Consider the following 18,864-nt stretch of genomic DNA (forward strand, 5'->3'; position numbering starts at 1 on the left):
CTCCCCGCGGTGCCGTCCTAGAAAGCAAATCAGGGCATACCGATACCGGTGACACTAAGAAAAGAACAAGAGAGCTAAGCGTCTGACAATGACCTTATAATATACCCGGCTGTGGATTGTGATTGGGTTTTTCCACACGGCTGACGCGGATGTGGCGACCTTGTCCGGCGGTCAGCGTTTCCAGTATGCTGTGTGAGGCGAGCTTCGGTAATGTGAATGCGGAAGGGTCCAACACGGGCTGATGAGGACGGACGTTCGAAATGCAACGGCGGTCAAGGTAGGTAGCATGCACGCACATGATCATGGTCGTGGCAGATTCCCGGCCCTCCTCATGTCCTTGGCAATGATGATTTCCCTAGCGGCCTGCGGCGACAATGTCCCCGTCGATGGCGGTGAAACAGGCAACAATGCAGATCAGGCCCTCTTCCAGGGCGAGTTTGCCGGATCTGGCGCATCCTCCCAGCAGAGCGCTGACGAGGCCTGGATAGCCGGCTTCCGCAAGCAGCATCCGGGGGCGCGCATTTCTTACGATCCGGCCGGTTCCGGTGCTGGGGTCAACGCCTTCCTGTCGGGTTCGACCATCTGGGCCGGCACCGATGCGCCGCTGACCAGCAATCAGCTTGAGCGCTCGCGTAAGGTCTGCGGTTCCGGTACGGCCTTTGACCTGCCCGTTTACGCCACCCCGATTGCTGTGGCCTACAATCTGCCTGATTTGTGGCCCAAGGGTTCAGATGGCCATCTGCGGATGGACCCGGCTCTGATTGCCATGATCTTCTCCGGAAAGGTCACCAACTGGCGTGATCCGCGCATCGCAGCGCTCAATCCGGAGGCCAATTTGCCCGACTTGGACATCACCGTGATTCATCGTTCGGACAAGTCGGGCACCACGAAAAGCTTCCTGTCCTACCTGCACGACACGGCCGGGTCCGCCTGGCCTTATCCAGCGGGCGAGAATTGGCCCAACGACCTGGGGCAGGGCGCCAAGGGCACTGCCGGAGTGGTCATGACTATGAACCAGGCACAGGGTACCTTTGGCTATGCTGACGCGGCCCAGACCACCGGTTTAGGCACCGTGGCCGTCCAGGTGGGGAAGACCTGGCAGCCGCCTACAGCCAAGACCGTGGCCAACCTGCTGGATGCGGCCCAGCGGGATCCTCAGGCCAGTCAGCCTGGCAGGGTGGTCCTGACCGTGAACCACCGCACCACCCAGGAGCACACCTATCCGATCGTCCTGGTCTCCTACGACGTGGTATGCACCGCCTATCGAGATGATCGGGACGGATCCAAGGCCCGGTTCGCCAAGGCCTGGCTGACCTATCTACTGAGCGAGCAGGGTCAGCGCATGGCCGCGGCCAATGCGGGCAGCGCCGAGCTGGGGCAGGGGCTGCGCGCCCAGGCCATGGCCTCGGTAGAGACCATCGGGGGGAAGTCATGAGCGACAAGCCGGACGAGACCGCAACCCTGAACAAGGCCAAGCGGGTGGATCGGATCTTCAAGGCCTGCGCTACAGGGGCGGGCGTCCTGATCCTACTGGCCCTGGCTGCGGTCACCCTCTTTCTGATTCTGCGCGCTTTTCCGGCCTTCACCGGAGACCCTGATTCCCGCAACCAGGCCATACTCTCCCTGAGCGGTGGACGGGCGAGCAGCTTCCTGGGCTATGTGGGCCCGCTGGTTTTCGGCACCATTCTGATTGCCGGCCTGGCCTTGCTCTTGGCTTTCCCTGTCTCCCTGGGCATTGCTCTCTTCATCGGCTACTACGCCCCCAACCGCCTGTCCACGCTGCTCAGCACGGTGATCGACCTGCTGGCCGCTGTCCCCTCGGTGATTTACGGGCTCTGGGGGGCTCTGGTCCTGGTTCCCAATATCACTGGTTTCTGGCGTTGGCTGTCTGCCCATTTGGGATGGATTCCGATCTTTTCCGGACCAGTTGCAGCCCCGGCCCGGTCCGTGGCCACGGTGGCCCTGGTGTTGGCGGTCATGATCCTGCCCATCATCACCTCGGTCACCCGTGACATCCTGATCCAGGCCCCTCGACTGCAGCAGGAGGCCGCCTTGGCCCTGGGCGCCACCAAGTGGGAGATGATCCGGCTTGCGGTCCTGCCCTTCGGCCGTTCGGGCATCATTTCAGCATCCATGCTAGGGCTGGGCCGCGCCCTGGGCGAGACCATGGCGGTGCTGATGATCCTCTCGCCAGGCTTCAGCTACTCTCTGCGGCTGCTGCAGGCTTCGAAAAGCCAGACCATCGCCGCCAATATCGCCGCTCAGTTCCCCGAGGCGGACTCCCAAGGCGTGGCCCTCCTGGTGGCCACCGGTCTGGTCCTCTTCATCATCACCTTCATCGTCAACTATCTTGCGCGCAGGATCACAGCAAAGGCGGGTGCATGATGGCAAGCCGAACTGATCGCGGGCCGGTCATTGATTTTGACCGCTTCAGACCAACCAGGTCCTCCATCCGGGCGCGCAAGCGCAAGGACCGGCTGATGACCGTCCTGATCGGGCTCTCCTTCCTGGTCGCCCTGATCCCGCTGGTTTCGGTGCTCTGGGTCAGCCTGTCCAGGGGGGTGCGACGGCTGACGCCTGACTTCCTCACCCACAACATGAGCGGGGTGGTAGGGGGCAACCCCACGCCGACCGGAGGCTATGGCGGCATCCTGCATGCGGTAATCGGCACCCTGGAGATCACCTTCGGATCCATGGTCATCTCCATTCCGGTGGGTGTCATGTGCGCGGTTTATCTGGTCGAATACGCCCATGGAGGTCGCCTGGCCAAGGCCATCGGTCTCATGGTGGATGTGATGAGCGGAATTCCTTCCATCGTGGCTGGTCTCTTCGCCTTCTCCATGTTCGCCCTTGTAGTTGGGCCAGGCACCGTAAACGGGCTGGCCGGTTCGGTGGCCCTCTCCCTGCTCATGCTGCCCACGGTGGTCAAGACCTCCGAGGATATGCTGGCTGTGGTGCCCAACGACCTACGAGAGGCGGCCTATGCCCTGGGGGTGACCAAGCAGCGGACCATCACCAGCATTGTTCTGCGCACAGCCCTGCCTGGCATCGTTTCGGGGACCATCCTGGCTGTGGCACGGGTCATCGGGGAGACGGCGCCTCTGCTGATAGCCTCGGGTTTCATCGCCACTACCAACCCCAACCTCTTCTCCGGGAGGATGACCACCCTGCCGGTCTTCGTCTACAACGAGTATTCCCAGGGACTGGCCGTCTGCGGGCCGGGCGCTGACCCGGGATGCCTGACCGACATCCACATGCAGCGGGCCTGGGCTGCGGCCCTGGTTCTGATTCTTATCGTCCTGCTGCTCAACCTGCTGGGGCGGCTGGTCTCTCGCATCTTTGCTGTTGGGCGGACCCGTTGAGCGCCGCCATGAGAGAAACGGAGGCCGGAACATGGGCCAACGCATAGACATCAACCATCTGAACGTCTACTACGGCGATTTCCTGGCCGTCCAGGACGTGAACATGCGCATCCAGGCCAACAAGGTCACCGCCTTCATCGGTCCCTCCGGCTGCGGCAAGTCCACGGTCCTGCGCACCCTGGACCGCATGCACGAGATCACCCCGGGGGCGCATGTGAGCGGGCAGGTGCTGCTGGAAGGTCGCGACCTCTATGGGCCGGATGTGGATCCGGTCGAGGTGCGGAGGGACGTGGGCATGGTCTTTCAGAGGGCCAATCCCTTCCCGACCATGTCCATCCGGGAGAACGTCCTGGCCGGCATACGGCTCAACAAGAAGCACATCGCCAAATCCGACGCGGACGATCTGGTGGAGTGGGCCCTGCGCGGTGCCAATCTTTGGAACGAGGTCAAGGATCGTCTGGACAAGCCGGGCATCGGGCTTTCAGGCGGTCAGCAGCAGAGGCTCTGCATTGCCCGTGCCGTGGCCGTGCACCCCCAGGTCCTGCTCATGGACGAACCCTGCTCGGCCCTGGATCCCATCTCCACCCTGGCTGTGGAGGATCTGATCAACGAGCTCAAAAGGGACTACACCATCGTCATCGTCACCCATAACATGCAGCAGGCTGCCAGGGTCTCGGACTATACAGCCTTCTTCAACCTCAAAGCCGTGGGTCAGCCCGGCCACCTGGTGGAGATGGATGACACCACCACCATCTTCTCCAATCCGCACGAGCAGGACACCGAGCGCTACATCTCCGGCCGCTTCGGCTGAGACAGAACCGGTCCGCGCGCCCGCCCGTCAGGTATCATGGTCCCGGCATCCACGGAAGGAGCGAGGGCATGGGAGTATTGCTGGAACCGGCCACCCTCTTGGGCATCATCCTGGTGGGTTACCTGTTCAAGCGTTTTGGCCTCTTTCGTCCGCTGGACTACCGGGTGCTGCAGACCATTGTGTTCGATCTGGTCCTGCCCGGGGCCATCATCTACTCCTTCGCCACCAACCCCCACAATCCCAGCCTGCTTCTGGTCTCGGCCTTTGCCTTCGTTGCCTCGCTGATTCCGCCCCTGGCCATCTTTCTGACCAGCAGGCATCGTCATACGGCCCAGCGGGCTTTTCTTATGCTCAACGGGTCGGGTTTCAACATCGGATGCTTCTGCTTCCCCATGCTTCAGTCGCTGCTTGGCACGGCGGCCCTGGTGCCCGCCGCCATGTTCGACATCGGCAACTCGGTCATGGTCTCTGCAGGGACCAACGTCATGACCCAGGGGCTTCTGCATATTCGACCGGGCCAGTCCCTGGATCCCGATGCAGGGGAGCCGGTCAAGCTGGATGACCCTGATGCCCGCAAACTTCATCGCAAGGCCGCAGCCATCTCTATAGCCAAGGGCTTTCTGAGCTCGCCCTCCTTCGACACCTACATGGTCATGGTGGTCTTCATGCTGACCGGGATCTCGCTGCCAGACTGGTCAGCCCAGATCACCCGTCCATTCTCGGCGGCCAACGCATTCTGCTCCATGCTTATGGTGGGCATGCTCATGGACTTGCCCGGCGGACGGGATGATGTCAAGTCCGTATTGCAGATTCTGGCCTGGCGACTGCCCTTCGGCATCCTGTTCGCGACGGCCGCATGGTATCTGCTGCCCTTCGAACCGTTGATCCGTCAGGCAGTGGCTTTGTGCTGCCTGGCTCCGACAGCGGTTTTCGCCACCATGTTCACTGACAAGGTTCTTGGCAACGCCCGACTGGCAGGATTCACCCTGGCTCTGACTGCGGTGATCGGTGCGGTGCTCATGGTCTTGGCGCATCTGCTGATGGGCGCCCTCTGAGGATTCAGTCCTTCTTGTTGGTTTTCTTATCGTTCTCGCCCTGGTCGCGGCGCTCCTGCTCCTGACGCAGGGTGCGGCCCTCGCGGGTGCGCTGCTTGTTGACCGTGGCTGCTGCGATCCGTTCGGCAGCGCGCTCATCCTGTCCACGATCGACTTCGCTGTCGTGCACATGCTGATACTGCTTCTGATCGTCCTGGTCCCAATGATTGTTCCTGGCCATATACCCCTCCTCAAAAGCGGCGTGCCCATCAAGTATCCCCATGTGGAACGGCTTCAGGGCCATGCCTGTATGCCGATTATAGGTGGGCGGAAAGTTCAGCGGCGGTATTGGAGCTCAATAGAGGGAACTTGTAACAGAAAAAGCCGAGTGCTCGTGATATTCTTCTCTTGTCTCATCGCCAAATAAGACAATAAGGAATCGAATATGCATAAGCTATTTCGGCTTTCGGATAATAATACCACAGTCTCTACGGAAGTGGTAGCAGGCATCACCACCTTCTTCGCCATGGCCTATATCATCGTGGTGAATCCCTCGGTGCTCTCCACGGCAGGCATGCCCTGGGGTGCCGTCTTTCTCGCCACCCTGATCGCTGCCATCATCGGCACCTTGATCATGGGTCTGGTGGCCAATGTGCCCTACGGTGTGGCGCCAGGTGTCGGGCTGGACGCCTTCTTCACCTTCACCGTGGTCAAGGGGCTGGGCTTCACCTGGCAGCAGACCATGTGCATGGTCTTCCTGTGCGGCCTGATCAACATCCTGGTCACGGCCACCAAGCTGCGCAAGATGATCATCCAGGCCATTCCGCCCCTGCTACAGCACGCCATCGGCGGCGGCATCGGCGTCTTCATCGCCTATGTGGGTCTGCTCAATGTGGGCATCATCAAGTTCACACCCGACAAGACCTCGGCAGCAGGTGCCAACCCTGGACTGACCACCTTCAACACACCAGGAGTCATCCTCTTCGTCATTGGCTTGTTGCTGACCGTCTTCCTCCTGATCTTCAAGTTCAAGGGTCATTTGGGCTTCATCAACAAAGGTGCCTTTGTCATCGCCATCATCGCGGTCACGCTGCTGGGCATTCCCATGGGGGTCACCAACATGGCCAAGTCGGTCGATCTGGGCCAGGCCTGGTCACAGCTGCCGCAGACCTTCCTGGCCATTTTCAGTCCGGAGGGCTTCCCTGCTCTCTTCTCTGACCCGGCCAAGTTGCCAGTGGTTCTGGTGACCATCTTCGCCTTCTCCCTGTCGGACACCTTCGACACCATCGGTACCTTTGTGGGCACCGGCCGGCGCTCAGGCATCTTCTCCGCCGAAGACGAGCAGGCTCTGGAAACCGGTCGTGGTTTCAGCTCCAAGATGGACAAGGCCCTGTTCGCCGATGCCACCGCAACCTCCATCGGCGCCCTCTTCGGCACCTCCAACACCACTACCTATGTGGAGTCTGCAGCGGGCATTGCAGCTGGTGGCCGAACCGGACTGACCTCGGTGGTCATCGCCGCCTGCTTTGCGCTCAGTGCCGTCTTCGCCCCCTTGATTTCGGCTGTGCCATCGGCGGCCACCGCACCCGTCCTGGTCATTGTGGGTTGCATGATGATGAGCTCCTTCGCTGAGATCGAGTGGGGCGAGCTGTCTGAGGCCATTCCGGCCTTCTTCACGGCCATCTTCATGGGCTTCGCCTACTCCATCTCCTATGGCGTGGCTGCCGGTTTCATCACCTACTGCCTGACCATGGTCTGCAAGCGCAAGGGCAAGGAGGTCCACCCCATCATCTGGGCGGTCTCGGCCCTCTTCATCCTGGACTTCGTTCTCCAGGCCGTGCTCTAGAACAGAAATTCAGCCTATCGTATCTGTCCCGATTGTGTAGGTTGTGATCTTAGCGATCTGCAGACTGGGAAGGCTGATAGGGAAAGCTAGACATGAGACCGCAGTGAAGCTCCGCCACGTGTGTAGTGGCGGAGCTTCACTTGTTCATGCTCTGATGAGAAGTGATTTTCCAAGAAGGTGTCCCTGAATCTGCTTCTGTGGGTCAGCTCTCGTTTCGATCGACCATCTTTGCTTAGTGTTTCAACGTGCTGTCGACTGGCCATCAGACCGGTGGCTGCATGTGGCGATTCCGACATGAAAGATCAAGCGACGATGCTTAAGTGAATTATGAGTGCAATAGTCTCGTCGCTGGGTTCTAGAGCCTATCATGCTTCCATGAGATGTCTACAGTCGTGAGGTCCATGAAGTCGTTGTCTTGCTAGTAGAGAGACAGCTGGTTCCAATGGGTCATCGGGCATCGTGGAAAGATGAAATGCTTCGTTTAATTGGGGAGAGACACTGGGTCAGGGGAGCAAACCGTCGATGTACCATACGCTGATCCTTGGTCCTTGTCGACCATCCTCTTGGTCTTAGATTCAGTAAATCTGGAGAAGATGATCAAAACGGCCTGATTATTTTGGATCATTATTGGTTCGTGTAAAAAATCCCCGGCAGACTGGTGGAAGTCTGCCGGGGATTCTTGGTTTAGGCCGTGTGAAAATGGATCAGTACCAGTTGGATGCCTGGGATTGAGCCCAAGCACCACAGGGAGTCCCATAACGGCCCTGGATATAGCCCAGGCCCCAAACAATCTGGGTATGAGCATCAGTCTGCCAGTTGGGACCGGCCGAGGCCATCTTGCTGCCGGGCAATGCCTGAGGAATGCCATAAGCGCCTGATGGGTTGGATGCGTTGGTTCGCCAGCCGGACTCCTTATTCCACAGCTGCACCAGGCAGGTGAACTGGTCTTCTCCCCAGCCGCGGGAGGTGACCAGACCGTGGGCGATGCTTTGGGCTTCGCCCACAGGGACTGTAGTGGTGGTCGAGCCGGCCTGCGCAGGTGTGCCGCCGCCGGTGCCCACCAGGACCACCTTGTCGACGGGGACCGTCTTGACGAAGGAGGCGAAGATGTTGCTGGTCAGATGCTTGCTGCCGGCTGCGGTGACCAGGCTGGTGGTCTCCATGACGCCGTTCTGTCCCTCTGTCTTGACCTTGGTGGTCCCCGCAGGTAGGGAGTCGGTCTTCTCTTCAATGGTGTTGAAGGGAATGGGCGACTCGTCCGTTTTGACCTGGGCGCCGGCCCGGTCGATGCGGATGACTGTCTTCTCATTGACGGGAGTGGTCAGAGATGGATTGATCTGGTCTCCAGGCTGCAGAGTGATGTCCCCGGCCTCCAGCACGGATTTGACATCGGTGAAGCCAGTGCCCAGGACCACCTTGTTCTTCCCGTTGATCTGCACACTCACATAGGAGGTGTTCGCGTTAGCGCCGCCCGCACCGTTGCGGATGGCCTGCCTGGTGCTGCTGCGGGACACCGTGTTTACATCTTGAGTGGCTGAATAGGATGTCACGCCTGACTTGGCCGAGTTTTCAGTGGATGTGTAGAAGTCGCGCGAGACGAAGCCTGCGCCAACGACCATGCCGAGAACAGTGACACCGGCAGCCAACCGCAGCCACTGACGCTTGGTCAGAGCCTTGACCGCACTCATCCGTCCTCTACGGTGGTTCGCCATTACTCTCCTCTGTTGGACCGACAGATCCTCAGTGATCAGTCGACTTAACGCTTCCTATCGACCTCATGCTTCCGGTAAGACCGAAAGGGTCACTGGACAAACACATCACTACTTTAGTGCAAATCGGCCGTGGAGCCAACTCGACCGACTCAGGCCTGTGCCGGGGTTGACAGATCGGCCTTGCGTGCCTGGTCGATCAGGTCGTCCAGATCCGAAGACCTGAGCGCACCGGCCTGCTTGAAGATAATCTGGCCCTGCTTGGTGATCATCAGCGTGGGCACCGCTTGGATGTCGGCAGCTGCAGCCAGATCCTGGTTCTGGTCGATGTCCACCTTACCGAAGACGATGTCGGAGTTGGCCTGCGAAGCCTTCTCGAAGATGGGGCCGAAGGCCTTGCAGGGTCCGCACCAGGTGGCCCAGAAGTCAATCAGCACCAGGTCGTTGTCCTTGATGGTTTGTTCGAAGTTTTCCGAAGTAATAGTCGTGGTGGCCATGATAACGCTCCTTGAAGTCGTTTGACTGTCGCGCGGGAAGCTCCCGTGCTTAGCAACCGCTTTCAATCATCAGCATTCCATCAAGGCTGGAGAAAGCGCACGAATATGCTCTGGGTGGAGATGTCCGCCGGGGTCCCGCGGGCGGTCAAGCCTGGTGCGGATAATGGAGCCATGCCAGTGCTGAACGACGAGATTCCCGATGATGACGACTTCGATGCCGATCGCGACCGTGGCGCCTTCTCACACATCACCCCAGAGGACTTCAACCGGGGTTTTTCGGGCTCGAATCCCCCCGGATGGCTGGATCGTGACGCCATCGACCGTGCTCGGCGCTGCCTGCCCATGCCCTATGTGGAGGTAGTTCCGGTTCGCGTGGATGACATGAGTGCAGTCACCCAGGTGGGTACGCTTCTGCGCGTGGATGATCAGGGCAACATCGAGCGCACCCTGATTACCGGACGGATCCTCTATCACGAGACCATCAGGGAGGCTCTGGCCAGAAACATTGCCAAGGATCTGGGCCAGTTGGCCCTCCCCATGCTGCCTGCCAGCCCCCAGCCCTTCACCGTGGCTGAGTTTTTCCCCACGCCAGGGGTTTCGGAGTACTACGATCCGCGCCAGCATGCCATCGCGCTGTGCTATCTGGTGCCGGTGGCCGGGGACTGCAAGCCCCAGGACGAGACCCTGGATGTGGAGTGGATCGATCCCAAAGGGGACATGCTGGAGTCCTTCATGAGCCAGATGCCCGGCGGGCATGGCAAGGTGCTGATGAGCGCCCTGACCTGGGCCGGTGCACTGTGAATCGCGAATCCTTGGAGGCGGGCATGACCATTGCCAATACCGTATATCGTCATGGGAAGGGGCTGCCGCTGGTCCTGGTCCATGCTTTCCCTGTGGACCACCGCATGTGGGATCGGTGCGCGGCCTCGCTGATTGCGCAGGCAGATCGTGCGGGTATGACCCCCTTCCCTGTCTATGCGCCAGATATGCCAGGAGCAGGCGATTGCCCTCTGCCTGGGCCGGCTTCCTGTGGTCCGGAAGATTCTGATGGCGCCCTTCCTGGTGCATTGGATGCCATGGCTCAAGCCTTTGTGGACATGATTGCCGCCACGGGAGCGCAGAAGGCCATCTGGGTCGGACTTTCCATGGGAGGCTACCTGGTCGAGGCCGTAGCTAGGCTTTATCCGCGGATGGTGGCCGGGCTGGCCTTATGTGACACCACCATGATGGCTGACCGTCCGGCCTCCCGTGCCAACCGGCTGTGGATCGCCCGAACCTGTGAGGTGGAGGGGACGCTTGATCCGGTCATGCATTTCGCCAGGCCCCAGGAAGGCGATTCCACGGTCAAGTGTTCGCCCGCCTTCGTGCAGACCATGACCGAATGGATACAGTCCCAGGATCCCTGGGGCATCGCCTGGCGGGAGCGGATGGCTGCAGGCCGTCCGGATCAGAGCGATCTGGCCGGCCGCATCAGAGTGCCCGTGGCCCTGGTCAGCGGCCGCTGCGATCCCTCCAGCCCCCCAAGGTCCATGGAGCCGTTGGCTCAGACCATGCGTCAGGCTGGAACCGATGTCACTTTCACTGCCATCGAAGACTGCGGCCACTTCAGCGCCGTCGAGCATCCGGATCAGGTGGCCGCCGCCCTGCTGGACCTGGTTCGTCGCGCGGGGAGGCAGTCATGAGCGATTCCGGGACGGTCTTCTCCCCGCTGGCACTTACTGGACCCCTGTCCTTCCTGCCCTTGGCTCAGGGGGATGTGGATTATGACACGGCGTCTCGGCAGCAGCCCGGGCTGCTTGACCACCTGCTGGACCAGGACGGCACTGGGGTCATCCTGGTGCGGGGCGATAGGGTGGCTGTGCCCAGGGGCAAGGGGGTTCTGGCCGGCCGAACTGGGGCCAGCATCCGTCTGGCCACCCTGCCCGCTGCATATTTGCGAGGTCCTTTGGCGGGCTCGACGGACCGGTTCGAGCTGCCCTGCTACTACCTGGGGAAGGCCGGCCAGCAGGCCTGGCTGGCCCTGGATCTGAATCTTGTCTGTGCACATCGGGCTGTCCAGGCCCCTCTTCGTGATCTGGCTCAGGCTGCGGATCAGCGCTTTGACTGGCTTGCCCTGCGTGAGTATGCCCCACATGGCCGTCCGCGCCAGGTGGGCCTGGCAACCTGTGCGGTCGCTCTGTCCATATGGCATGAACGCCAGGCCTTCTGCCCTCAATGTGGTGCACCGGTCCATCCTTGCCAGGCCGGATGGGCTCAGATTTGCCAAGGGAATGCATCAGGGGACAAACACACGCTCTTTCCCCGCATTGAGCCTGCAGTGATCATGGCCGTTGTGGACGGTCGCGATCGGCTTCTGCTCCAGCACAACCGGAAGTGGGCTCCTGGCTTTCGCTCGGTCACTGCAGGATTCGTCGAGGCTGGGGAGAATCTGGAGCATGCAGTCCGACGGGAGACCATGGAAGAGGTGGGCCTGAACCTGGGCGAGATGCGGTATCTGGGCTCCCAGCCCTGGCCCTTCCCCTCATCGCTGATGGTGGCTTTCAGAGCCAGATCCCTGAATACGAATATCCGAGTGGACGGTGAGGAGACCGATGAGGCCAACTGGTTCACACGGGAGGAATTCGGGGCTGCTCTGGCCTCGGGCCGGTTGCGCATACCCCAGGCGGCCAGTGTGGCCAGGTACATGATTGAGCAGTGGTACGGCAGCGAGCTCTGATTCATTGGGGTAGTGTTGCACCACCGGACCTGGTCTTGCCGTAAGATATTTCAAGGACTGTAAGCAGCGAAAGGTGTGTTATGGCTATGGAGGAGCAAGAAGAGTCCCGTATCTCTGATGTCGACCAGGCTGAAACAGTGACCATGCCGCCGACGATGGGCAACGGGCCTGATCCTGTGGACCTCTTTGCCGACGAGGAAGCAGAGCGGGCCTTCGGCGCAGGTGTCAGCCATAAGGCTCCTTCGAGCGGTCATCGGGGACGAACCATCCTGGCTCTGTTGCTTTTGGCTGTGCTGATTCTGGTGGGTTGCTGGTTTGGCGTCCGTGCCTTCTTCCGCGATCGGGTGGCCCCTGGCGTCACCCTGGGAGGGCAGGTCATGATGGGCCGGACCAAGGACCAGGTCAAGCAGATCGTCGATCGACAGGTACGTGACTCCCAGGTGGAGATCAAGGGTGAAGGCACATCCGCCCAGGCAGGGCTGAAGGACCTGGGCGTAAGCGTGGATTCGGATGCCACGGTCACCAAGGTCATGAATGCCAAGGGCTCCGCAGGCCTCTCCCGGCTGAACCCTTTCCACAGCGAGGCTGTGCCGCTGGTGGCCGAGCGGGATCAGCTGACCATGGACAAGTATCTGACTGAACATTTCATCCCCCGCCAGGACCGCTCCGCTCCCTCAACCATCGTTTTCGATCAAGGTGCGCACGCCTTCCGGGCCCAGGAGGGTCGTAGAGGTAAGGCGCCTGAGTTGGGCCGCGTGCAGGATGCCGTCTCCTCCTTGATAGACAAGCCCGGCAGGCGTCTGGCCGTAGGGATGGTCTACAAGGACGTGGCCATGCCCATCAGTCTGGACACTGCCAATAAGGTGGCCTCTCAAGCCAACCAACGACTGGCCAAGGATCTGGTCATCAAGGGTGCCGATAATGACCTTATGACGGTCCCGGCTGCCACCGTGGCCACCTGGGTCAAGCCAGTTACCGATCTGGACAAGGGGACCATGGAGCTGGGCTTCGATCGGCAGGCCATCAACCAGTATCTGGACCAGGAGCTGGCCCGGCAACTGAACAGGGATATGGTCACCGCCGTCAATGTCAAGAACACCAAGGGCGATGTGGTGGCCGAGACCACCAAGGGAGTGGACGGTGTACGGGTCAAGGACGTGTCCGCCACTGCAGACTTGGTTGTCAAGGCATTGGAACAGGGCGATACAAACCCGGTACAGGCGAGCGCCGAGATCACACCCCACAAGGAGCAGACCCGTGTGGCCCGCTACGACGTGCCGGACGGCGACATGTGGATTCAGGTCAACCTCAGTGACCAGACCGCCACCGCCTACCACGGCACCACCCAGGTCAAGACCTTCCCCATATGCTCAGGCAAACCCGCTGACGGGAGATGGTCCGACACCGGCACCTTCTTCATTTATCTGCGCTATCCGGTTCAGACCATGCGCGGGGATGGCTACGTCTTGCCCAATATCACATGGGTCTCCTACTACAACGGCGATGAGGGCTTCCACACGGCCAATTGGAACTCTACCGGCATCGCCAAGGGCGACCCTGCCCTATACGGATCCCACGGCTGCATCAACATGTATGAGCAGGACGCCAAGTGGGTCTTTGACAACGCTCCGATCGGGACCATGGTCAAGGTGGTGGGACAGGCTCCGTCGGGTTCGGCCCGCTAGGAGCACTTGCTGCGGCAGACGGCCGAGTAGGCTGGAACCATGAGTGATGAACACAGTGATGGGACTTCCCGTTTGGATGTGCCCGAACACCTGCGGTATTCCCAGGATCATGTCTGGATCGACCCCAGCCAATCCCCGGCGCCCATGGGCGTGACCGAGTATGCGGCGGACCAGCTGGGAGACCTGGTTTTTCTGGACTTGCCCGAAACCGGCACACACGTCGATGCCGGCGATGAGGTCATTGAGTTGGAGTCCTCCAAGGCTGTTGAGCCGGTGGTCTGTCCAGTGGCGGGTACTATCGCCTACGTCAACAGGGCGGCCTCGGACGATCCGGAGGTCATCAACTCCGACCCCTATGGGGAAGGCTGGATAGCCAAGATCGACCTGGAGGACGATGAGCCCGACTTGATGAGCGCCGAGGAGTACGGTCAGCTGCTGAAGAGCCTGAACTGACGGTTTAGCTATGACCAGGCGATCCGGCCGCAATGGAGGGCCCTTGCGGGTCCGATCGGTCAGCACCACCTTCGATTCAGCCGCGCCCGGGGAGGACATCGAGAGCAGACCAGCTCCGGTGCGTCTGTTGCGTCGCCTGATTACTGGAGCCTTCGACCTCTGGGTGGGGTTGTCCATCAATATGACCGGGCGCCTGGGCTGGTCGGCCGACGTCCAACCCTATGTGGGCTACGGTACCGAGTCATACTCCCGGCTGATATGCCGTACCATTCTGACCGACGGCCGCAGACGCGCAGATCCCGCCATTCGAGGTATCCGCGGCCTGCTGACCGTACCCGCGCCCAGGACCAGGGTCAGGCTGGCCATTGACAGCACGGCCATCGGAAGGGTCCAGGTGGGCGATTCCTCGGTCTACGATGCCGTGGATCCAAGCCGCAGCCTGAGTGCGGATGCCGTCTTCTCCGACCGATCGGGCTACCTGGATCTGGTGGCCGAGCATCGGCTGACCCCGGGTGTGCACCGGGTCTCCTACCAGGTGCGGGGCCGCCGGCCCGTCGACGCGCCTTTATACATCGTGCCCGGTCAGACTCCTGTCGGCGTCATATCCGACGTGGACGACACCATCATGATCAGCCAGGTGCCCAATCATTGGAAGGCTGCCTGGAACCTGCTCCTGTCAGACCCGCACCGCCGGTCCTCGGTGCCGGGCATGGCCGTGCTTTACAACCGCATCCGCGATCTGGACCCCCGGATGCCTTTCTTCTACCTGTCGGCCTCGCCCTGGAATGTGGAGGGATCCATACGCGCTTTCATCCGCGACCACGGCTTTCCGGCTGGCCCCTTGCTGCTGCGGGATCTGGATCCCAGGCCCAAGACCTTCGTACCCTCCATCGTGCAGCACAAGATGGAGTTCATCCGCCAGCTCATGGCCGACTTTCCCAAGATGCGCTTCGTGCTCATGGGCGACGACGGGCAGAGCGACCCCTCCACTTTCGCCCAGGTGGTACGGCAATATCCGGGCCGCGTCCTGGCCATTGGCATCCGTCAGCTGAGTCCTCAGGAGACCGGGCTGGGAACCTTGATCAAACGCACTGCCACCCAGCCGATGCCAGTGACGGAGGTGCCGGTCTTTTACGGGACCACAGGCGCCAATTTGATGCGAACCCTGCTGCCCTATCTGCGTCGTTGTGCCCGAATATAATCGCCCCATGAGTTTTTCGGCCGTCAATCCCGTTCCTCCACGTGCACAACGCCGTCCCTCTGATCGATGCTTCCATGGGGATCACTTCGAAGATCCTTACGAGTGGATGCGCAACCGTGAGGATCCGGCCACCAAGGCTTACGTGCGTGATCAGAACCGATACTGCCAGGAACGGCTTGCCGGTCAGGAGGGTTTGCGGGCCACCCTGCTCAAGGAGTTCACCGACCGGGTACAGCAGACCGACATGTCGGTGCCCACCCGGATGCACGGCTACTGGTACTTTTCCCGCACGCTCAAGGGCCAGGAGTATGGGGTGCAGTGCCGCCTGCCGGTGCGCGACCATGATGATTGGGATCCTCCTGCTGTCCAGGCTGATGCAGCGCCCGGGTCCATGCCGGGCGAGGAGGTCATCTTCGATGCCAATGCCGAGGCCAAGGGGCATGACTTTTTCTCCTTGGGGTGCCTGGACCTGAGCGCCGACGGCCGGTGGATGCTCTATGGACTGGACACCAAAGGCAATGAGCGCTACGACCTGTGCATCCGGGATTTGGCCGAGAACCGAGACCTGCCTGATCGGATTGACCAGGTCTCCTCGGGGGCAGTGCTGACCCCCGACGGCCGCTGGGTCTTCTACACCGGCCTGGACAAGGCCTGGCGTCCGGACACGGTCTGGAGGCATAAGGTGGGCACCTCGGCCGATCAGGATGTCATGGTCTACCAGGAGGACGATGAGCGCTTCTGGGTGGGGCTGGGCCTGAGCTACGACGAATCCGCCATGCTGATTGCCACCGGGTCCAAGACCACCAGTGAGGTGCTCATGCTGGACCTGAAGGATCCGCAGGGTGAGTTTGTGCCCTTGATCCCCCGCAAGGAGGGGGTCGAGTACGACATCAGCCTGGCCCGGTTCGAAAATGCCGGTCCGGCGGGGGAGGACCTGCCGGTGGCTGTGGTTTACCACAACGTGGACAACCCCAACTTCGAGGTGGATCTGATCGATCTGCGCAGCCACCGTCCGCCCTTCCGTCTGGGAGAAGGGGTGCGGCTGGCACAGGGCAGCCCCTATGGCTGCGAGCGCTCCGGAGACCTGGCCTCCCTGCCGCCCGAGAAACCCTATCGGGACCCGGGCAATCCGGCCATCCTCCAGGGCGCTCGCGGGCTGGGCATCGAGGGGTTGGGCATCCACCGCAGCTTCGTGGTCCTGACCTACCGGGCCGACAGCCTGCCCCACATGGCCGTCATCGCCAAGGATCAGGCGTTGGAGGATTTGCGGGCGGGTCGGCCCTGGCGCTTCCGTGAGGTCCTGCCCGACCGGGCCAAGAACGGCATTGACCGTCTCTACAGCATCGGCCCCACGGACAACCCCTCCTACCAGGCTCCCGGGCTGCGCTACATCCGGGGCAGCTATGGAACCCCAGCCGAGTTGCGGGAGTTGGATCCAGTCCGGAGTGTGGATCGGCTGCTCAAGCGGGCTCGGGTTCTAGGCGACTTTAAACCCGAGCGCTACGCCGAGCGTCGAATTCTGGTCCGCGTCAGGGATGGGGCCCTAGTGCCGGTCTCGCTGGTCTGGCGGCGGGGCATGCATCCGGCGCTGGACGCCAGCGGGAGGACCGGGCCCGATGACACGGTCATCCAGGCTCCCGACCATCTCGAGCGCCGTCCTTGGCCGGACCAGGATCCGGACAGGTCTGCCCCCATGTTCATCACCGGGTATGGGGCTTACGAAATCAGCCAGGACCCGGGCTTTTCCACCGGTCGGCTCAGCCTGCTGGACCGGGGAGTGCTCTACGCCGTCCCACATGTGCGCGGCGGCGGGGAGATGGGCCGCGCCTGGTACGAGCAGGGCCGCCGACTACACAAGGTCAATACCTTCCTGGACTTCATCGACGTCACTGCCGCTCTGCAGGCTCAGGGTTGGGCGGATCCCCGTCATACCGTGGCCAACGGCGGGTCGGCCGGCGGGCTGTTGATGGGGGCCGTGGCCAATATGGCCCCTCAGCTCTATGCCGGCATCGAGGCGGATGTGCCTTTTGTGGATGCGCTGACCAGCATCCTGGATCCGAACCTGCCGCTGACCGTGACCGAATGGGACGAGTGGGGAGACCCCCTGCATGATCAGCAGGTCTACCGGTATATGCGTTCCTACTCGCCTTACGAGAACGTTCCTGATGCTGATAGTAGACGCCGGCTCTTCGGCGGCGACCACTTTCCCGCCATCCTGGTGACCACATCCATGAACGACACTCGCGTGCTCTACGTGGAGCCGCTCAAGTGGGTGGCCAGGCTGCAGGAACAGCAGGTGGGGGCCGATGCCCTGATCAGAATAGAGGTCCAGGCAGGCCACGGGGGCATTAGCGGACGTTACCGGCAATGGGAGGAGCTGGCCTTCGAGAATGCCTGGTGCCTGTCCATCATGGTCCCCGAAAGCCGCTGATCCTGGTCTGTCCGGGATTCGGTCGGGGTCATGAAAGGGCCTTGGCTGGCTCGTTATGCTCGGGGTATGACAAATAGCAAGCAGAAAACATATCACATTGCGGTCATTGCCGGTGACGGCATCGGCAAGGAGATCGTACCCCAGGCACAAGCCGTCCTGGAAAAGGTGACCCGGGGCAAGGCTGATATCCGTTATGAGGATTTCGACCTGGGCGCTGAGCGTTACCTGCGTGATGGAGCCGTTCTGCCCGACGAGGATCTGGACAGGCTCAAGCAGCAGGATGCCATCCTCTTGGGGGCCATCGGCGACCCGCGGATCAAGGCCGGCATCCTGGAGCGTGGACTGCTGCTTAAAATGCGTTTCGAACTGGATCAATACGTCAATCTGAGGCCTTCCAAGCTCTACAAGGGCGTGGTGTCGCCCCTGGCCAATCCGGGAGACATCGATTTCGTAGTCGTGCGCGAGGGCACCGAGGGGCTTTACGCCGGGGCCGGCGGTTCCATTCGCCGGGGCACCCCCCAGGAGGTGGCCACCGAGGTCTCCATCAATACGGCTTACGGAGCGGAACGGGTCATCCGCTATGCCTTCCAACTGGCCATGAAGCGTCGCCGCCGCCTGACCCTGGTCCACAAGAAGAATGTGCTGACCAACGCAGGAGACATGTGGCAGCGGCTGGTGGATCAAGTGGGCCAGGAGTATCCCGACGTGGAGCGTGAGTACCTGCACATCGACGCCTCCACCATATTCATGGTGACCGAGCCCAGCCGCTTTGACGTGATCGTGACCGACAACCTCTTCGGAGACATCCTCACCGACGAGGCGGGAGCTGTGGTGGGGGGTGTGGGTTACTCGGCCTCCGGCTGCATCAACGCCTCAGGCACCTACCCATCAATGTTCGAGCCCATCCATGGGTCCGCCCCTGACATCGCCGGTAAGGGGATTGCCAACCCCACGGCGGCCATTCTCTCGGCGGGTATGCTCCTGGATCATCTGGGCTTTGAGAGCGAGGCGGCCAGCATTGAGCGTGCTGTGGAGGACGATATCGAGCGGTCCGGCTCCACCCAGCGGAGTACGGAGCAGATTGGCAAGGATATTCTGGCCCGGCTGTAATCGGGCCGG

At 61.4% G+C, this 18,864-nt stretch carries 17 protein-coding genes; 14 read left to right on the forward strand and 3 right to left on the reverse strand.

Going from position 1 to position 18,864, the window contains the following annotated elements:
• Nucleotides 1–286: 286 nt before the first annotated feature.
• From ACVWNW_RS06615 to ACVWNW_RS06635, 5 genes are all read left to right on the forward strand, one after another.
• Complete coding sequence (locus ACVWNW_RS06615) at nt 287–1,435, forward strand: phosphate ABC transporter substrate-binding protein PstS (RefSeq protein WP_454481813.1); 1,149 nt, start codon at nt 287–289, stop codon at nt 1,433–1,435.
• Nucleotides 1,432–2,385: a phosphate ABC transporter permease subunit PstC gene (gene pstC, locus ACVWNW_RS06620; protein ID WP_454481815.1), complete on the forward strand. Its 954-nt coding sequence runs from the start codon at nt 1,432–1,434 to the stop codon at nt 2,383–2,385. The genes ACVWNW_RS06615 and pstC overlap by 4 nt, the downstream gene beginning before the upstream one ends.
• The gene (pstA, locus tag ACVWNW_RS06625; protein ID WP_046322509.1) at nt 2,382–3,362 is read left to right on the forward strand and encodes a phosphate ABC transporter permease PstA; all 981 of its coding nucleotides are present in this window, start codon (nt 2,382–2,384) and stop codon (nt 3,360–3,362) included. Before pstC ends, pstA begins: the two co-directional genes overlap by 4 nt.
• A gap of 31 nt (nt 3,363–3,393) precedes the next feature.
• Nucleotides 3,394–4,173, forward strand: a complete 780-nt coding sequence (pstB, locus tag ACVWNW_RS06630) for a phosphate ABC transporter ATP-binding protein PstB (RefSeq protein WP_015021411.1) — start codon at nt 3,394–3,396, stop codon at nt 4,171–4,173.
• A gap of 68 nt (nt 4,174–4,241) precedes the next feature.
• Nucleotides 4,242–5,228 (forward strand): AEC family transporter, encoded by a 987-nt coding sequence (locus ACVWNW_RS06635; RefSeq protein WP_198207378.1) that lies wholly within the window; start codon nt 4,242–4,244, stop codon nt 5,226–5,228.
• A 4-nt stretch (nt 5,229–5,232) separates the two neighbouring features.
• On the opposite strand, the gene ACVWNW_RS06640 is transcribed toward ACVWNW_RS06635, so the two are convergent.
• A complete protein-coding gene (locus ACVWNW_RS06640; RefSeq protein WP_110424898.1) occupies nt 5,233–5,448 on the reverse strand; it encodes a hypothetical protein in 216 nt (71 codons plus the stop codon).
• Nucleotides 5,449–5,652: 204 nt separating this feature from the next.
• On the opposite strand from ACVWNW_RS06640, the gene ACVWNW_RS06645 reads away from it, so the two are divergent.
• Complete coding sequence (locus ACVWNW_RS06645; RefSeq protein WP_198207376.1) at nt 5,653–7,053, forward strand: NCS2 family permease; 1,401 nt, start codon at nt 5,653–5,655, stop codon at nt 7,051–7,053.
• Between the two features lie 704 nt (nt 7,054–7,757).
• Here the strand turns inward: ACVWNW_RS06645 and ACVWNW_RS06650 are convergent.
• Both ACVWNW_RS06650 and trxA read right to left on the reverse strand, forming a co-directional pair.
• Nucleotides 7,758–8,765, reverse strand: a complete 1,008-nt coding sequence (locus ACVWNW_RS06650; RefSeq protein WP_454481819.1) for an aggregation-promoting factor C-terminal-like domain-containing protein — start codon at nt 8,763–8,765, stop codon at nt 7,758–7,760.
• A 149-nt stretch (nt 8,766–8,914) separates the two neighbouring features.
• Entirely contained in the window at nt 8,915–9,259 is a 345-nt protein-coding gene (gene trxA, locus ACVWNW_RS06655; RefSeq protein WP_110412466.1) for a thioredoxin, read from the reverse strand.
• 171 nt (nt 9,260–9,430) lie between these two features.
• Between trxA and ACVWNW_RS06660 the strand changes: the two genes are divergently transcribed.
• From ACVWNW_RS06660 to ACVWNW_RS06695, 8 genes are all read left to right on the forward strand, one after another.
• Nucleotides 9,431–10,060 (forward strand): NUDIX hydrolase family protein, encoded by a 630-nt coding sequence (locus ACVWNW_RS06660; protein WP_033511568.1) that lies wholly within the window; start codon nt 9,431–9,433, stop codon nt 10,058–10,060.
• A gap of 23 nt (nt 10,061–10,083) precedes the next feature.
• Nucleotides 10,084–10,941, forward strand: a complete 858-nt coding sequence (locus ACVWNW_RS06665) for an alpha/beta fold hydrolase (protein ID WP_454481822.1) — start codon at nt 10,084–10,086, stop codon at nt 10,939–10,941.
• Nucleotides 10,938–11,975: an NAD(+) diphosphatase gene (nudC, locus tag ACVWNW_RS06670; protein ID WP_454481824.1), complete on the forward strand. Its 1,038-nt coding sequence runs from the start codon at nt 10,938–10,940 to the stop codon at nt 11,973–11,975. Before ACVWNW_RS06665 ends, nudC begins: the two co-directional genes overlap by 4 nt.
• An 80-nt stretch (nt 11,976–12,055) precedes the next feature.
• Nucleotides 12,056–13,660, forward strand: coding sequence for a L,D-transpeptidase (locus tag ACVWNW_RS06675; protein ID WP_454481826.1), 1,605 nt, complete (start codon nt 12,056–12,058; stop codon nt 13,658–13,660).
• A gap of 39 nt (nt 13,661–13,699) precedes the next feature.
• Nucleotides 13,700–14,113 carry a glycine cleavage system protein GcvH gene (gcvH, locus tag ACVWNW_RS06680; protein WP_045935082.1) on the forward strand — a complete coding sequence of 138 codons (414 nt, stop codon included), beginning with the start codon at nt 13,700–13,702 and terminating at the stop codon, nt 14,111–14,113.
• Nucleotides 14,114–14,123: 10 nt separating this feature from the next.
• Nucleotides 14,124–15,314, forward strand: coding sequence for an App1 family protein (locus ACVWNW_RS06685; protein WP_144178019.1), 1,191 nt, complete (start codon nt 14,124–14,126; stop codon nt 15,312–15,314).
• A gap of 7 nt (nt 15,315–15,321) precedes the next feature.
• Nucleotides 15,322–17,745, forward strand: coding sequence for a S9 family peptidase (locus ACVWNW_RS06690; RefSeq protein WP_454481829.1), 2,424 nt, complete (start codon nt 15,322–15,324; stop codon nt 17,743–17,745).
• Nucleotides 17,746–17,811: 66 nt separating this feature from the next.
• Nucleotides 17,812–18,855 carry a 3-isopropylmalate dehydrogenase gene (locus ACVWNW_RS06695; protein ID WP_046322529.1) on the forward strand — a complete coding sequence of 348 codons (1,044 nt, stop codon included), beginning with the start codon at nt 17,812–17,814 and terminating at the stop codon, nt 18,853–18,855.
• The last annotated feature ends 9 nt before the right edge of the window (nt 18,856–18,864 follow it).

It is taken from the genome of Bifidobacterium sp. JNUCC 75 (assembly GCF_054819865.1).

Bases quoted from the DNA above. Each gene is read 5' to 3' on its own strand.
- ACVWNW_RS06615 (WP_454481813.1), top strand. From the start codon at position 287: ATGCACGCACATGATCATGGTCGTGGCAGATTCCCGGCCCTCCTCATG.
- pstC (WP_454481815.1), top strand. From the start codon at position 1,432: ATGAGCGACAAGCCGGACGAGACCGCAACCCTGAACAAGGCCAAGCGG.
- pstA (WP_046322509.1), top strand. From the start codon at position 2,382: ATGATGGCAAGCCGAACTGATCGCGGGCCGGTCATTGATTTTGACCGC.
- pstB (WP_015021411.1), top strand. From the start codon at position 3,394: ATGGGCCAACGCATAGACATCAACCATCTGAACGTCTACTACGGCGAT.
- ACVWNW_RS06635 (WP_198207378.1), top strand. From the start codon at position 4,242: ATGGGAGTATTGCTGGAACCGGCCACCCTCTTGGGCATCATCCTGGTG.
- ACVWNW_RS06640 (WP_110424898.1), bottom strand. From the start codon at position 5,448: ATGGCCAGGAACAATCATTGGGACCAGGACGATCAGAAGCAGTATCAG.
- ACVWNW_RS06645 (WP_198207376.1), top strand. From the start codon at position 5,653: ATGCATAAGCTATTTCGGCTTTCGGATAATAATACCACAGTCTCTACG.
- ACVWNW_RS06650 (WP_454481819.1), bottom strand. From the start codon at position 8,765: ATGGCGAACCACCGTAGAGGACGGATGAGTGCGGTCAAGGCTCTGACC.
- trxA (WP_110412466.1), bottom strand. From the start codon at position 9,259: ATGGCCACCACGACTATTACTTCGGAAAACTTCGAACAAACCATCAAG.
- ACVWNW_RS06660 (WP_033511568.1), top strand. From the start codon at position 9,431: ATGCCAGTGCTGAACGACGAGATTCCCGATGATGACGACTTCGATGCC.
- ACVWNW_RS06665 (WP_454481822.1), top strand. From the start codon at position 10,084: ATGACCATTGCCAATACCGTATATCGTCATGGGAAGGGGCTGCCGCTG.
- nudC (WP_454481824.1), top strand. From the start codon at position 10,938: ATGAGCGATTCCGGGACGGTCTTCTCCCCGCTGGCACTTACTGGACCC.
- ACVWNW_RS06675 (WP_454481826.1), top strand. From the start codon at position 12,056: ATGGCTATGGAGGAGCAAGAAGAGTCCCGTATCTCTGATGTCGACCAG.
- gcvH (WP_045935082.1), top strand. From the start codon at position 13,700: ATGAGTGATGAACACAGTGATGGGACTTCCCGTTTGGATGTGCCCGAA.
- ACVWNW_RS06685 (WP_144178019.1), top strand. From the start codon at position 14,124: ATGACCAGGCGATCCGGCCGCAATGGAGGGCCCTTGCGGGTCCGATCG.
- ACVWNW_RS06690 (WP_454481829.1), top strand. From the start codon at position 15,322: ATGAGTTTTTCGGCCGTCAATCCCGTTCCTCCACGTGCACAACGCCGT.
- ACVWNW_RS06695 (WP_046322529.1), top strand. From the start codon at position 17,812: ATGACAAATAGCAAGCAGAAAACATATCACATTGCGGTCATTGCCGGT.